This window comes from Siphonobacter sp. (genome assembly GCF_048595215.1).
In the GTDB taxonomy this organism is placed as follows: domain Bacteria; phylum Bacteroidota; class Bacteroidia; order Cytophagales; family Spirosomataceae; genus Siphonobacter.
In genome coordinates, this window is the sequence record NZ_JBMDWJ010000117.1 from 1 (window position 1) to 15,686 (window position 15,686).

Consider the following 15,686-nt stretch of genomic DNA (forward strand, 5'->3'; position numbering starts at 1 on the left):
TGGCTTCCTTCACTTCGTACGCCATCGCTTCGGGGTGGTATACGGGTAGATCGGCAAGAGGCGTGAACTTGAGGCCGTACAATTTTTCACAGAGCGTAAAAATGCCCTGTTTCACATTTTCCAGCGAGAAATACGGACGCAGTTCTTCTTCGTCGAGGTTGTATTTTTCCTTGCGAAGTTTCTCGGCGTAGTACCGCCAGTCCCAGCCCGCGAGTTTTTCGTTCTTACCCTCTTTGTCCATCAGAGCCTGTAAGTCAGCAGCCTCCTTTTTGGTCACGGGTACGGTAGCCGTCCACAACTGATTCAGCAGTTCGTTCACCTTCGCGGGCGTTTTGGCCATACTTTCTTCCAGTACGTACGCCGCGTGATTTTCGTAGCCCAGCAGCTGAGCCCGTTCGGCTCGGAGGGCTACGAGCTTGGCAATGATGGCTTTATTATCGCGGTCGTCGTTATGATTGGCCCGTTCGATATACGCCTTGAAGATTTTCTCGCGAAGCGACCGATTATCCGCGTATTGCAGGAAAGGCATAACGCTCGGGTTTTGGAGCGTAAAAACCCATTTGCCGGCCATGTTCCGCTTTTTAGCTTCGTCAGCAGCGGAGGCAATCAGTGATTGCGGTAAACCACTTAAATCAGATTGCTGATCAATCACCAGCGTGTAGGCGTTGTTTTCACCCAGCAAATTCTGACCGTATTTCAATGTCAGTAGTGATTGCTCCTGATTGATTTCCCGCAAGCGAGCTTGTTTATCGGGCGAAAGAGCGGCCCCACTCCGTACAAAATTCTTGTACGTTTTTTCCAGCAACATGAGTTGCTCGGGTGTCAGTTTCAGGGATTTTCGCTGATCGTATACGGCTTTCACCCGATTGAACAGATCAGGATTCAACTGAATATCATCCCGGTGTTTGGACAACTGGGGAGCCAGTTGCTGAGCGATTTTTTGAATCTCATCGTTCGTATTGGCCGAATTCAGATTGTAGAATACGGTACTAACCCGATCCAGGATTTCACCACTATTATCCATGGCTACGATGGTATTCTCGAACGTCGGCATATCCCGACGGCGTACCAGAGCCTGAATCTGAGCAGCCTGTTGCCGCATGCCTTCTTCAAACGCAGGCTGGAAATGTTCCGTACGAATTTTGTCGAAAGGGGGAACGCCAAAGGGCGTCGTATAGGCTGCCAGAAAGGGATTGTCCGTAGCAGGACGAGGCTGTCCGAACGCCAGTGTTGCAGTCACCATGAGCGGGAGCAGAAGTTTCATTCGTAACGCGTTGTTGATGCTGAAAAAAGAAGCAAGGTACGGCTGAAAAATGAGTCCGTCAACTTTGACTGGTTGAGGTGTCGCGTCCGTTTTCATAACGTATATATACAAATTTCTACCATACTAAGTAAAATACGCACCATACGTCTAAATTATACTCACTAATTACTACTAATACATACTTTCACACAAGTAGTTTAATTAATCATTTATTAGCATAAATCGAAGGCATTAGTTATTAAAATGTACCCAATTCCTTTTCTAACCCTTTTAACGTATCCCTTTCATGACTAAGAAATTTGCAGCAGAATTTGTAGGTACTTTATGGCTTGTACTAGGCGGTTGTGGCAGTGCTGTACTGGCCGCAGCATTTCCAGAAGTAGGGATTGGACTGGTCGGCGTATCGCTGGCTTTTGGGCTAACGGTAGTCACTATTGCCTATGCTTTGGGACATATTTCGGGGGCACACCTCAACCCCGCCGTTACGTTCGGTTTTCTGGCTAGTGGTCGATTCAAAGCCAGCGAGTTGGTTCCCTACCTGGTAGCCCAAATTCTGGGTGGTATCGCTGGAGCAGGTATTCTCTATCTGATTGCCAGCGGGAAAGCCGGGTTTGACCTGAGTGGGGGCTTTGCCGCAAACGGGTACGGTACTCATTCGCCGGGTGGTTATTCCTTACAGGCGGCTTTCGTTACCGAATTTGTTATGACGTTCCTGTTCCTCATCATCATTTTGGGAGCTACGGACGTGAAAGCGTCTAAGGGCTTTGCCGGTCTGGCTATTGGTTTAGGACTTACGCTGATTCACCTCATTAGTATTCCGGTAACGAATACTTCCGTAAATCCGGCCCGCAGTATCAGTCAGGCCCTCTTCGTGGGTGATTGGGCAATGTCTCAATTATGGCTGTTTATCGTGGCCCCGATTGCGGGAGCTATCGTTGCGGGAATTTTCTACCGCTTGGTGTACAGTGAAGCTCCGCGATTCTCCGATGATAAAATTCAGAAAGAGCTCGTGGATGATCATCAATAAAACAAGCGAGTATCCTAAACAAAGCGGGTACGGCTGCATTAGCCGTACCCGCTTTGTTTTACTTTGTTTCTTTTTATTTCAATCCCTCTACTACCGAATCGAGCAATTTTTTACCGGGCATGTCAAGCTGGTATTCCCAATACATGACGCCCGCCATGCCTTGTTTTTTGATGTAGTCCATTTTGTATTGCATGGACTCTTCATCGCAATAAGAAATGAAGGATTTGGCTTCCGGATTCCAGAGGTACGGTACCTTTGCGGCCTCGTCCCAGTGACGGGTGTAGCCGTTTTTATTGATGTACTTATTGGTCAGCTCCGTATAGCTCGTAAAGGAGTGTTTGGTATCAGTCGTTGGTTGAAACAGACCGTTTTGCTCGGGCTTCACATTCGTCCAGCCGCGACCGTAGAAGGGTACACCCAGTACAATTTTACTGATGGGTACGCCCGCTTTTACGTGACCTTTGACGGCATCATCCGAACTGTTCCGCGAATGATCACCTAATGTAGACTGGTACAGTGGACTGTGATGACCCGTCACTACGTCATTACCATGGTACAGATCGTAGGTCATGATGTTCACGTAATCGAGGTATTTTGCCGCCTTACCCAGCTCGGTATGATTGACGAAAGCCGTATCACCACCAGTCGCCGAAGTCAGCAAATACGGATTGGATTTCAGTCGCTTGTTTTTCTTTTCCTGGGCGTCCAGGTGTTCGCGTAGGGTCTTCAGCAGCAGCGTATAATTCTGCTTGTCTTCCGGACGAAAAATTTTTCCAGCTCCCACCTGAGCGGGGTACTCCCAGTCAATATCCACCCCATCGAGGTGATACTCATTGAGAAGCTGCATACAGCTTTTAGCAAACTTCTGACGGGCCGGTTCATTCACCGAAACGTCCGAAAAGTATTTGCAACCGCCCCAACCCCCAATGGAAATGAGCAGTTTCAAGTCTTTATTGACGCTACGCAGAGCATCCAGAGCTTTGAGCGTTTTTACGTCGCGTTGGTTGAGCGGAGCTAGTACACCCGCCTCGTTGGGAACGGCAAAGGCAAAATTGATGTGCGTCATCTTTTTTGCGTCCGCTTCCAGGCTTTCCTTGGTCCAGCCGCCGCCCGTAACGTAGCCAATCACCACGTATTTTTTGGATTGCCCAAAGGCTAACGAAGCCAGTAAAAGGAAAAATAAGGTAAGTCGAAGAGGTTTGTGCATGATGTGTAGGGTACGTATAGCGAATGAACGTATAAAAGTACGGGGAATCCGCCTCTTCAATCCGGATTCCCCGTACTTTTTAAAAAATTTTTTTATTTCATTCGGCCCAGGCTTTTAGTCGATTTTTGAGGAGTAGCTGTTGAAGTAACAAAACCGTCTTGGCGTCTTTGATTTCACCGTTTTCGATCATTTGTAACGCCTGTGGAAATGGCAATTCCAGTACCCGAATGTCCTCTTCTTCCACCACTCCACCCCCCTCGTTGACCCGGTGCGTGTCTTCATATTCCGCGATGAAAAAGTATAGGATTTCGGTAACAGAACCCGGACTCATGTACAGCTCGAAGACCCGCTCGGGCTGTGTGATCCGGTACCCCGTTTCTTCTTCCGTTTCCCGGCGGATGCAGTCTTCTGGACTGTCGGCATCGAGTAAGCCCGCACAGGCTTCGATGAGCATACCGCTGGCATTGCCATTCACGTAGGTGGGCATACGGAATTGTTCCGTCAGAATGACCGTATTCTTTTCGCGATTATACAGTAGAATCGCCGCTCCGTTCCCCCGGTCATAACATTCCCGCGACTGTCGCTGCCAGGATCCGTCTTGCTTGGGATAATCGAAGGTGACTTTACGTAGCGTATACCAGTTATCGGAAAGGATTTCTGTAGTGACAATTTGAACGGTATTCATAACGGATCATTTTTGATGATTGAACGAATGATGAACCCAAAATTCGATCAATAACGATCAAAAACAAATAAATTCAATCAAAATAATTTATATTTGTTCACATTCGATCAATTATGAGCATTACCAGACATAAACAAATTCTTGAATTTCTGGCTGACGGGGACGAGCGGAGTGTGAGCTTCCTGGCCGAGCAGTTACAAACGTCCGAGATTACGATTCGCCGGGATTTAAATACGCTGGCTGAACAGGGCAAACTGATTCGTACGCACGGCGGAGCTACCCGCAATGACTTACCCTTTGTGCCCTTTATCCATAAATCGGTCATTCATACGCAGGCCAAAAAGCAGATCGGACAGCGGGCGGCTTCGCTGGTGGAAGAAAACGATGTGCTCTTTCTGGATTGCGGCAGTACCGTGCTGGCGATGGCTCCGTACCTCAAAACCTTCCGGAACCTAAAGATTATTACCAACTCCCTACCTTTAATTTGGGAATTGCGGGAAGCTCCTCACCTCTCCATCAATCTCATTGGCGGCGAGCTGGACGTACAGCGGCAGGCCGTACACGGTTCCGTAGCCCTGGAACACGTAGCCCGCTATCATGCCGACAAGGCTTTCCTTGGAGTAGATGGTATTTCACTCAAAAATGGCTTGACGGCCCGTACGGAAACCGAAGCTTCCTTTACCAAGGCCTTACTGACCAATGCCAGCGAAAGCTTCCTCCTTACCGATCTCAGTAAGTTCGAGAAAGACAGTTATCTAAAATTTGCCCCGCTTTCGGCCATTCATCACATTATTACTAGTGCTGGACTGGATGAAAACCTGGTGCGGCAGTACCAGGAAGCCGGTTGTGAGTGGATCGAAGCGTAAGAACACAAAAGGTCCCCGGAGACTTCGCGTTCCCGGGGACCTTTTAATAAGTAAATTATCTTCAGTACTAGATTTTACCCACCATATTTTCAGGTTTCACCCACTCGTCGAATTCTTCGGAGGTAAGGTAACCCAAAGCAATGGCCGTTTCTTTCAGCGTAGAACCGTTTTTGTGGGCGGTCTGAGCGATTTCGGCGGCTTTGTAGTAACCGATCTTCGGGTTCAGAGCCGTTACGAGCATCAGGGAGTTATTGACGTGCTTTTTGATGTTTTCCGTCAACGGTTCGATGCCCACGGCACACTTGTCGTTGAAGGCTACGCAAACGTCGCCAATCAGACGAGCCGAGTGCAGGAAGTTGTAGATCATCACGGGCTTGAACACGTTCAGCTCAAAGTGACCGTTTGAACCGCCAATGTTGATCGTGACGTCGTTACCCAGTACCTGAGCTGCTACCATAGTCATGGCTTCGCACTGCGTCGGGTTTACTTTTCCGGGCATGATGGAGCTACCGGGTTCATTATCCGGAATGAAGATTTCACCAATCCCCGCCCGTGGGCCAGACGACAGCATCCGAATATCGTTACCGATTTTCATCAGGCTGACGGCTACCGTTTTCAGGGCACCGTGTGCTTCCACGATGGCGTCGTGAGCCGCCAGAGCTTCAAATTTGTTTTCAGCCGTTACGAAAGGCAGACCCGTCAGGTCGGCAATATGCTTGGCTACTAACTCTGAATAACCTTCGGGCGTGTTGATTCCCGTACCTACGGCCGTGCCACCCAGAGCCAGTTCGGAAAGGTGTTCCAGCGTATTTTTGATGGCTTTCAGGCCGTGATTCAACTGCGATACGTAGCCAGAGAATTCCTGACCCAAGGTCAGCGGCGTTGCATCCATGAAGTGCGTACGACCGATTTTTACGACGTTTTTAAACGCTTCAGCCTTGGCTTGTAGCGTATCTCGCAGTTTTTCGATGCCGGGGATCGTAATCTCGATCAGAATTTTATACGCCGCAATGTGCATGGCCGTAGGGAACGTATCGTTCGACGACTGCGACTTGTTCACGTCATCATTCGGGTGAACGAATTTCTGCTTATCGGCCAGATCGCCGCCATTTACGACGTGAGCCCGGTACGCAACAACTTCATTCACGTTCATGTTCGACTGCGTACCCGAACCCGTTTGCCACACCACCAGCGGAAATTGATCGTCGAGTTTACGGTCCAAGATTTCGTCGCACACCTGAGCAATCAGGTTCTTTTTATCTTCTGGCAATACGCCCAGTTCGAAGTTAGTAATGGCCGCTGCTTTTTTCAGGTACGCAAACGCCGCGATGATTTCCTTCGGCATTTTATTGATGTCCTGAGCAATCGGAAAATTCAGGATGGAACGTTGGGTTTGAGCTCCCCAATACACATGAGCGGGCACTTGCACTTCACCCATGGTGTCTTTCTCAATACGGTATTCCATGATTTATCGTTTAACGGTTCCGCGAGAACGCCTGACCGCGAACAGAAAACGTTCCGCCAGGGGCTTACGCAATTCGCCGCAAAGCTACCAAGCGAATGGAAGGGGCGATGGATTTTTCTGAAAAATTCTGGTAATTTCTTAATGCTGAACAACCAGTCGCTGCGTGTGCGTTCTTTCGTTGGTTTGTACGCGTAACAGATATAGGCCGCTAGGCAGATGGCTGATCCGAAGCCGACTCTCCGCCTGCGTGGCTTGTTGCTCACTCAGTATACGTCCCGTCTGATCCAGCAGGGTAATACGAACCGATTGAGCTTTCGAAAGCTGCACCAGTACTTCCTCCTGAGCCGGATTAGGGATTAAGTGTACCGACCAAGAGGTGGGCTTTTCTACGGAGGTAGGCAACGGCATCATCACTAGCAAGAGCGTAGTCAGTTCGATTCCAGACTGTAGGGTTGTACGCAGTCGATAAATGTAACGAGAACCAGGGGCGACAGACTTGTCGGTATAGATAGTACTATTCTCAGGTAATGGAGCCAAGGCAGTAAATGCTCCCAGGTTCGCCTGCCGTTCGAGCTTGGTTTCCAGCGTATTGGGCAGCAGGTTCCAGCGGAGAGCTACTTCATATAAATCTATATTCGTAGCCAGAAACGTCTGATTGGGCTGGTAGGGACCAATGGCTACGTTTTCGAAACAAAACGCGTACTGCTCTCGCTTGTTGAGCAGATACGGACCTGTATATGCAATGGCGTGCCCCGTCGGAACCACTGGTGGGAGATACGTTAACCGGGTGGCCGTAGCGGGTTTATTGAGGTACACGTGCACTTTATTGCCTTCAGCCCGCAGGGAATCTACGCTGCCGCTCTGTCCGTCCAGATAAATATAATCTTTTAGGTACAGCGTGTATTGCTGCCCATTAAGCACGGAAGTACCAACGAATGATTTTTGTACCACCAGTTCCTGGTCTATATCAAATTCGATGGTCAGTTGAGTCTGTTGGGTATTAGAATAATAGATTTTACGTGGATCCGGGGAATTGATTTGCAGCGTATCCGTCGACCCGTAAAAATCCCGGTTGACCATGCGGTACAAATTATGGGCGAAAATGACGTTATCCTGAGCCCGGTAATGGATGCCATCGTGCCCCAATAACCCCATGGTAGTAATGGTTCGTACATCGGGGTACAACTGGGTCGTCCGCCGTTGAAAATCCCGTACGAAAGCCGGTCGATCACCCACGCCAGCGGGTTGAATACCCGTTTGCGTAACGTATACCTTTTGCAAACCGGGATAATCCTGTTTCCATCCGCGGTACAGTTTATCAAACTGAGCGGGATACTCCAGCATCTGCGAAGATAAGCCGCCAATTTCTGCCTCGCCCTGCCGCCAGAAAATAGCCTTGACCTGATTCTGAACGCCTGCCATTATGCTTCGGTGCAAAGCTCTTCCATAATCAGTAGTTAGATCGGACGGGTTAGCGGCATTACGATCGTTAAAAAACGTAATGGGTTGCCCCCCAGAGCCGTTGTTGAGAATACAGGTGGGAATCTGATTATTTTGTCGGATGAGACGTTGTAACTCCGTACCCCACACGCCCACGTTTACGCTCAGGCCATTAGCGACTACCCACTTGGGGCCTTCCGCAGCGTAGCTGGTCGTATAAGTTCGACAGAATTCATTTTGCTGGGGATCGTACAAAATATAGTCGGGTCCTTCGCCCCCGGCTACGGCATTCGACTGCCCACTGATCAGGTACACATCGCCCGCTACCAGATTGACGCGATTGGCGTACAAGGTTGAGTCCCGATTTTTTACGATGTAGATTCTGGCCTGGTACTCGACCGTTTCGGCTTTAATGGTTGGATTGAGAGCGAAGCAAGCCCGGCCATTCTGAAAACTTAGGTTTTGCGAGGCGTAGCGGTACAAATTCGATCCGCGAAAAATCTGAACGGAAATTTTGGTTACGCTGGCATCCGTTACGGTACCGGCAATGGCGACGGTTCCTTCCGATTGTTCATTGCGGGGAAATAGCTGATTATCCGCCGGAAGTTTGGAAAAGGTTACCTGACCTAATACGACTCCCAGACTCGCTATACTGAATATCCAGGTAAAAAATAGTTTCATGCAGTGGTTTTTGATAGGAAAAAGGTGGGTGTTAAGGTTATTTATTACGTGTGAACACCTTAGAAAGAGAACACAGCAAGTAAGCAAAGGTTAACACCATCAGAAAAGAAAATTCAGCACCTGAACAGTATTGGAGAAGGCGGGTCTCAATGTTGGTAAGATACTTTTGCAAAAATAGGCAAGGCAGACCTTAATCTTAGCTTTCCCGTATATACTATCGCTGGTTTGTATCGTTACATTTGTAAATTCCCTTCGACATTTTTCATTACTTTCTTGTTCCTTAGCCAGGATTAAGGACTAATTTTGTTCTGTACTGTCACTAAACTCCCAATTACCGTGTCCGTTGCTCGTTTTTGTTCCGTTGCTATTATTTGGGGTTTATTTTCATTACTCGGTTGCTCACAAAGCCCCAAAGAAGCGGCTACTAGCGTCGCTGTCAGTAATCCAGCCGTAGCGATTCTTAATGATAGTATCGCCAAACGCTTTAATCCGGCGGAAGCGAGTCGGAAAGCTGGTCAGCTCGACACGTTCTTTCATAATCTGCACAACAGGTACGGCTTCAACGGGACCGTATTAGTCGCTCAGTACGGTAAAGTAATTTACAAAGGTGCATTCGGCTACAAGAATCTAACCCTACGGGATACGCTTACGACCACGACACCCTTTCAGCTCGCGTCGGTCTCCAAGCAGTTTACGGCCGTAGCAGTCATGCAATTGAAAGAAAAAGGACTTCTTAATTACGACGATCCGGTTTATAAATTCATTCCTAATTTCCCTTACGATTCATCCATTACCATTCGTTTGCTGCTGACGCACCGCTCGGGCCTGCCCAGCTATCAGTACGGATTGGAAAAGTACTGTGATAAAACTCAACCACTCAGTAATCAGGAAGTAGTCGATAAGCTTTGTTTGTACAAGCCCGTTCCCTACGGTCATCCAAATGTGCGGTTTCACTACAATAACACGAATTACGTCCTGCTTTCCTATATCGTTGAAAAACTCAGCGGCAAACCCTTTAGCAAATACGCCGAGCAAAATTTGTTCAAACCCCTGGGGATGAACAATACCTTCGTGTACGACGGTACCAATACGAACCTGCTCATGGCCGCCGCAACGGGTTACACGGGTGGACGACGATCGCTGGCCATTGATTATCTCGACAGCGTAACGGGCGATAAGAGTTTGTATTCCACGGCTGAAGATATGTTTAAGTGGGATCGGGGCTTGTATACCGAACAACTCATTAGCCAGAAAACGCTGGAAGAAGCTTTTCGACCAGCCAACGATGACTCCCGACTCGTTACGCGGAACTACGGCTTCGGCTGGCGTTTACAGAAAATACCCAATGATCAGTGGCTGACCTTCCATACCGGCTGGTGGCATGGTTTCAAGAATTATTTCATGCGAAACCGCCCCGATCAGAGTAGTATCATTATGCTTTCCAACGTAGCCAACAGCTATCTTTCGCAGGTGAAAATGGTACAGGCCATTTTGTACCCGGACAAAGCCCGGTTCTTCCTACGGGGTGAAAACGTGGATCCCGAAACGGGCGATCAGATGCTGGCGGGCGAAGGCATGCAGGGCGGAGGCGACGTTACGCCGGAGCTTTCCCTGTCGGATCTCTACAAAATGCTACCCGTTGCTCCGGTGGTCAAACATAAGGTAGTACATCGCAAAGGACGCCATCACATCGTTGTCAAGCGGGGTGCGAAAGCCAAGGCCCCGGTCAAACGTAAGGCTCCGGTAAAGAAAAAAAGAAGACGATAAATCAAGGGCTGGTCTGCACAGGGCCAGCCTTTTTTTGTACCTAAACTTTCCACTATTTATTTGTAATTTCAGCGGGTATCGCTGATCTTGCTGACTATTCCACTGCTTTACAGTACGCATCCTTACCCTACTCCGCCAGGTAGTATTCCGTTGTAGCTGTTTTTAAGGAAACCGCCCATTTCTAGGCTTCAACACCCGCGTTCCGCTATTCATTGCACATCCCTCAGTCATCAGTATCATTCTTAACTACGAATGATGAAGGAACTCGTTTTGTTTGACAGCAATCCTGTTTACTTTTTTATCCTATCGCTGGGATTTCTGTTCATTCTTATTCAGTTGAACTGGCAGAAACACCAATCGGATACGGTGTTTCTAAGTACGTTAATTCTGATTCTCACCGTATTACGCTTGCCCTTTATTCTTTACAACCAGCAGATTAACATTGATGAAAGTTCGGTCATTACTCAGGCCATGACGCTGTGGGATCGGCCGATTTTCTGGCAATCCGTGGATGGTACGACTTCCGGGCCTCTGAATAGTTACGTACTCTTTTTGGGCAAACTCCTCACCGGCACCTTTGATTATACGTCCTGCCGCCTGGTTGGTTTGCTGCTAATCATCAGTACGCTCATAGCCTTATATAAGGCTCTTCAGTCTTTTTTCGATACCCAGTCGGCTCGCTTATCGCTTACGCTGACCCTGCTCTTTTACGCGTATAATCAGACCCACGATTTCATTCATTACTCAAGCGAAATCCTGTCGATTTTTCTATTCAGTATTAGCTTGTACTCGCTAGCTTCGATTCAGAAATCCCCGAGGACGTTCGGATTTTTGCTGGGCTTTGTATTGGCTCTAGTTCCCTGGGCAAAGATTCAAAGCTTACCTATAGCTTTGGTTTTCACTGGCTATGGTCTGTACTTATGTTTCCAGATACGAGCGTACAAAGGCATCCTTAACCTTGTGCTGGGAGCGACTTTCGTCACGGTACTGATTTTTGGCTTATTGCTCTATTATCACGTTCTCGGCGATTTTTACCGGTATTACATTGAAGGTAACTTAGTCTATGGACAGGACGTCAGTCTGTACCGACGGTTTCATCATTTGGTAGCCATGTTGGTGAAAGTATTCCCGTTCCGTGATTTCCTGCTCATCAGTATTTTGCTCTTTTCGTTCGCGTTTCGCTGGTTCTGGAAACTCGAAAAATCCCTACTTGTTTTTCTGGCTAGCTGGTTTCTGATTACGGCTTATACCATTGTGAAACCGGGCATGTTTTTTCACCATTATTTACTGTATTTCATTCCCTTTCTGACGTTCATCAATACGTTTTCACTCCGATCCATTACGCGAAATTTCTCTTACCGCACGGTTCAACTAAGTTACACCCTAGCTCTGATTATAGTGGGATCTTCCGTTTGGTGGACTTCCCTGATTCGGGATACTTCCTATACCAATGCGGAGGACACTAAAGCACTCGCTTCCAACCGGGTTATTACTACAATTCATCAGTACTCCGGACCGGGCGAAAGTTTAGCGATCTGGGGCTGGTGGACCGAAGGGTACGTCATGGCTCAGATGCCGCAGGCCGTCGCCGAAAATCATTCCGTACGCTGCACCACCGAAAGTCCGCTCATGGTTGATTATCAGCAACGGTATTTACACAATTTGAAAACCAATACCCCCGCCGTATTCGTAGATGCCGTTGGTTCCAAACACAACTTCCCGTTTGTGCATACCTCCGCCATTCACGAAAGCATTCCTTCCATTCGACAATACATCCAGCGACATTACCAGTTTCTGAGTCGCGTGGAGGGCGTACGCATTTTCATTCGAAAAGATCGACTGGCTGCGGTTCAGCGAGGGATTCGGTATCTGTAAAAAATAAGGCTGGCTTTCGAAAAGCCAGCCCCGATATAAAGCAAGTTGAAGGTTGAACGGGTCGATTTATAAAGAAATGATACCCTTTCGGAAGCCCAGTAAAATGGCTTCGGTAGCTGAATTAACTCCTAATTTCATATACACGCGTTTGATGTGCGTTTGAACCGTATTAAAGGTGATTCCACATTCACAAGCAATCATTTTGTAACTCATTCCCTGAGCCAGTAGCCCCAGCACTTCACGTTCGCGGAGGGTTAAGGCCGTATCGGGTAACTGGAGTTCGCGGGGCGACAGATAAAAGCGGCGAGATTGAGGTAAGCTAGACATGATGGTAGCTGTTAGTGCGTTCTGATGGTTTGGTCGCACTTCGTCCGTAGGGAGGAAACATCTTTCGATAAAAAAAATAGATCGTTCGATTATTTTACCACTAACTGTTTAATTTACAGCCGCTTTCCTTGCCTATTCCTCCATGATTTTATTAAAACGAGCTCTTTCGGATTCGGATCTTATCGCGGGAATCAAAGCCGGCGGGAATTTGCGTCGTAACTGTGAAAATCGCCTCTACGAGCAGTATCAGTACCTGATTCGGGAAGCGACGTTTAAGCACAAACTGAGTCCCGATGAATGTGCCAGTGCCTACTCCGACGCTGTACTTACTGTCATCGAACACCTTACCTCCAATCGTTTTGAAGGCCGCTCGGGCCTGAAGACTTACCTCTATCAGATTTTTTATAACAAATGTGTTGACCTCGTTCGAAAAAATTCGACTAATCGGGAAAGTGTCCATCAGGGCGTATCGCTGGAGGATTTGGTACTGCCCGACGAAACCCGAACGGTACTACAGAATCTGATGACGGAAAGTGACCTGACTCTACTTCGGGAGCGATTGGCCAGTTTAGGCGATAAGTGCCGACAGATGGTGCTAGCTTGGGGAGAAGGGTATTCCGACGAAGAGATCGCCCAGCACTTACAATACCAGACGGCAGCCGTAGCCAAAACCAGCCGCTTACGTTGTCTGGAGCGATTAAGGGCCTTATATGCGGAATCCAAAAGCAGAAGATCGTAGGTGATGAATGAATTAGAACAAGTGGATCGGTTTTTCCAGGGTGAAATGCCCGAGACCGAGCGAAGACAATTTGCAGAAGCCCTGAAAACCGACCCCGAACTTGCTTCGGCGGCAGCTTTTTATTTGCAAGCCCGCCACGCGGCCCGACAGGAAGTACTGGCTGAAAAACGCAAACAATGGGAAGGGCAGCCCCCGCGACCCGTCGTACAGCGTTCTTGGCTCGGATACGCGGCAGGACTGGCGGCTGTATTACTGGTGGTACTGGGCCTGTGGTTCTGGCGAATGCAGGAACCTTCACGGCGAGAGCTGGCCGATGCGTACGTAAGCCATGAATTACAAACTCTGGGTACGGCCATGAGTGGTCGCAGCGATACCCTTCAGCAGGGGATTGGCCTGTACAATCAGGGTAAGTTCCCCCAGGCCGCTCAGCTCTTTGAGGCCTGGCTGGTACAACACGCTACCGATAGCGACGCTCAGCGGCTGGCGGGCCTTACGGCTCTGCGACAGAAACAATATGATCAGGCCATTAAACACTTTCAGCAACTGAGTCGGCGAACCGATCTGTACGCTAATCCGGGTCCTTTTTACGAAGCACTGGCCCGTATTCAACGCAACCGTCCTGAGGATGCGGAAGCCGTGGAGTCTTTACTGAAGCGTGTGGTGCAGGAAGGCTTACCGGGTAAGGCCGAGGCTGTCGAATGGATGAAGTAACCCCTTTGATTCGTTTAACCTTAACTCCTATCTTCTATGCAAAATCAAGAGCCCGACCCGAATCGGGAAGAGCCCATTCGCCGAGGCAAACCCATTGTCAGTTCTTTTCGTACCAAAGATGATTTCCTTCGTTTGTTCCGGGGTAATGCCAAGTACCGGGATATTGTAGAAGTAGAATCGGGAACGGGTTTCGCCTATCGGAACCGTCAGATTGTACAGATTGAATCCCTGGAATTATTCGATGAAAAAGGAAACAGATTTGAACTGACGACCCGCCAGCAATTACTCGACTTTTTCAACGGCAAGAATTACGAGATTTTATTCAACCGAACGCTGACGGAAACCGAACGGGCCAGCTGCTCGGCGTACCTCTACGATTTAAATCATAAACGGTATCAGATTCAGCGGACGGTTGAATGTGATTGTCTGGGACCGCTCACCTTTTTACTGGAAGGTGAAAACCTACACGAGCTTCGGGGTATTAGTCAGGTAGAAGGCGTACCTCCCAAACACGCTTCAACGCAACCGCCGGTAGGTCGAATGGATACGGAGCTGGACTATTGCACCTCCGCCGTCGCCTGGGATCCTTCCGCTTGCGAGGTCATTGAATCTACGCGGGTCGATCCGGATCAGTATTACCTGGGAAAATATAATCGATCGTCCGACGAGACTACCGTAGCCATCATCGATACGGGTCTGGAAGACCGGGACTATCAGATTCCGTGCTGGTACCAGCAAGCAATTGATCCTTGCTCGAAAGGTACCGTAGCGGTGGAACAAATTGGCTGGAATTTTGCGTACCCCGACCTCGCTCCCCCTTCCTCCGAACACCTGCCGATTGATAACAACCTGTACCGACACGGTACTAAAGTGGCTCACATCATTCATCAGCTTTCGCCCCGCACGCGACTGATGATCCTGAAGGTTTTCGATCAGGAGGGCATTGGCTCCCTTTCCGATCTGCTCTGTGCCCTCGCTTACGTAGTTCGAAACAAAGCGAATATCGTCAACGCCAGTTTTGGGTATTATGGAGCGAAAATTCCGTTGCTAGAGCGGTTCTTCGAAACCCTGAATAAGGCTGGAGTGATGGTATTCTGTGCCGCGGGTAATCACGGTGATATAGACGGTACGCCGACAGATAGTTCCAGTACATCGGTTTATCCGGCCTGTTTGGGGCTCGACAATATCCTTACCGTTACAACGGTGAAACCGGGTCCACCCCGGAGACCCCTTGCGATTTTGCCCAGGCCTTCCGTCATTACTAAAAAGCAGCTGGTTCCTTATGAAAACTACTCGAACCGATACGTTACGCTGGGTGTACTGACGGAAGAGGGTAGTTTCCGTAATCCCTATCGTTCCTGCAAACAGGAGTCTGGTGCCATTGAAGGATCGTCTTTTGCCACGCCGTATGCGTTAGGATTGGCTGCCCGCCATTACGCCGCTATTCGGGCCGATTACGAATCGGGCAACCTTTCGCTGAAAGCCGCGTACCTGAAACACCTGCCCCTACAAGTCAATGAGTCGTTGAAAGCCTACGTCGTTGACGGCCAGTATATCCCATATCGTCCTTAAACTACTCGCGGGTATTCTGTTCCTGAGTGGATGGTCGGCATACGCCCAATGCCGACCATC

The 15,686-nt window shown here is 48.8% G+C and carries 13 protein-coding genes; 7 read left to right on the top strand and 6 right to left on the bottom strand.

The annotated features are described in order from the left end of the window. Positions 1-1,264, bottom strand: a 1,264-nt coding sequence (locus ACOJTG_RS06900) for a M3 family metallopeptidase (protein WP_420153130.1), incomplete at its 3' end; no start/stop codon positions are given. Positions 1,265-1,550: 286 nt separating this feature from the next. On the opposite strand from ACOJTG_RS06900, the gene aqpZ reads away from it, so the two are divergent. Continuing rightward, the gene (gene aqpZ, locus ACOJTG_RS06905) at positions 1,551-2,291 is read left to right on the top strand and encodes an aquaporin Z (RefSeq protein ID WP_420153131.1); all 741 of its coding nucleotides are present in this window, start codon (positions 1,551-1,553) and stop codon (positions 2,289-2,291) included. A gap of 73 nt (positions 2,292-2,364) precedes the next feature. Here aqpZ and ACOJTG_RS06910 read toward each other — a convergent pair whose 3' ends face one another. Together ACOJTG_RS06910 and nudK are read right to left on the bottom strand one after the other, a co-directional pair. Further along, positions 2,365-3,498 carry a glycoside hydrolase family 18 protein gene (locus ACOJTG_RS06910; protein ID WP_420153132.1) on the bottom strand — a complete coding sequence of 378 codons (1,134 nt, stop codon included), beginning with the start codon at positions 3,496-3,498 and terminating at the stop codon, positions 2,365-2,367. 97 nt (positions 3,499-3,595) lie between these two features. Continuing rightward, positions 3,596-4,183: a GDP-mannose pyrophosphatase NudK gene (gene nudK, locus ACOJTG_RS06915; RefSeq protein WP_420153133.1), complete on the bottom strand. Its 588-nt coding sequence runs from the start codon at positions 4,181-4,183 to the stop codon at positions 3,596-3,598. Positions 4,184-4,296: 113 nt separating this feature from the next. Here nudK and ACOJTG_RS06920 point away from each other — a divergent pair, with 113 nt between their 5' ends. Then, a complete protein-coding gene (locus tag ACOJTG_RS06920; RefSeq protein ID WP_420153134.1) occupies positions 4,297-5,049 on the top strand; it encodes a DeoR/GlpR family DNA-binding transcription regulator in 753 nt (250 codons plus the stop codon). 67 nt (positions 5,050-5,116) lie between these two features. Here the strand turns inward: ACOJTG_RS06920 and fumC are convergent, their stop codons facing one another. Continuing rightward, positions 5,117-6,514: a class II fumarate hydratase gene (gene fumC, locus ACOJTG_RS06925; RefSeq protein WP_420153135.1), complete on the bottom strand. Its 1,398-nt coding sequence runs from the start codon at positions 6,512-6,514 to the stop codon at positions 5,117-5,119. Between the two features lie 138 nt (positions 6,515-6,652). Further along, on the bottom strand, positions 6,653-8,635 hold the full coding sequence (locus ACOJTG_RS06930) for a T9SS type A sorting domain-containing protein (protein WP_420153136.1): 1,983 nt from the start codon (positions 8,633-8,635) through the stop codon (positions 6,653-6,655). A 336-nt stretch (positions 8,636-8,971) separates the two neighbouring features. On the opposite strand from ACOJTG_RS06930, the gene ACOJTG_RS06935 reads away from it, so the two are divergent. Both ACOJTG_RS06935 and ACOJTG_RS06940 read left to right on the top strand, forming a co-directional pair. Then, entirely contained in the window at positions 8,972-10,402 is a 1,431-nt protein-coding gene (locus ACOJTG_RS06935; RefSeq protein WP_420153137.1) for a serine hydrolase domain-containing protein, read from the top strand. 252 nt (positions 10,403-10,654) lie between these two features. Further along, positions 10,655-12,277, top strand: coding sequence for a hypothetical protein (locus ACOJTG_RS06940; protein ID WP_420153138.1), 1,623 nt, complete (start codon positions 10,655-10,657; stop codon positions 12,275-12,277). A gap of 66 nt (positions 12,278-12,343) precedes the next feature. On the opposite strand, the gene ACOJTG_RS06945 is transcribed toward ACOJTG_RS06940, so the two are convergent. After that, entirely contained in the window at positions 12,344-12,604 is a 261-nt protein-coding gene (locus ACOJTG_RS06945; protein ID WP_176454224.1) for a response regulator transcription factor, read from the bottom strand. Positions 12,605-12,746: 142 nt separating this feature from the next. Between ACOJTG_RS06945 and ACOJTG_RS06950 the strand changes: the two genes are divergently transcribed. From ACOJTG_RS06950 to ACOJTG_RS06960, 3 genes are read left to right on the top strand one after another with little or no spacing between them, the layout of a single operon-like run. Then, entirely contained in the window at positions 12,747-13,343 is a 597-nt protein-coding gene (locus tag ACOJTG_RS06950) for an RNA polymerase sigma factor (protein WP_094812321.1), read from the top strand. Between the two features lie 3 nt (positions 13,344-13,346). Beyond that, entirely contained in the window at positions 13,347-14,054 is a 708-nt protein-coding gene (locus ACOJTG_RS06955; protein ID WP_420153139.1) for a hypothetical protein, read from the top strand. A 36-nt stretch (positions 14,055-14,090) separates the two neighbouring features. After that, complete coding sequence (locus ACOJTG_RS06960; protein ID WP_420153140.1) at positions 14,091-15,626, top strand: S8 family serine peptidase; 1,536 nt, start codon at positions 14,091-14,093, stop codon at positions 15,624-15,626. Positions 15,627-15,686: the final 60 nt, after the last annotated feature.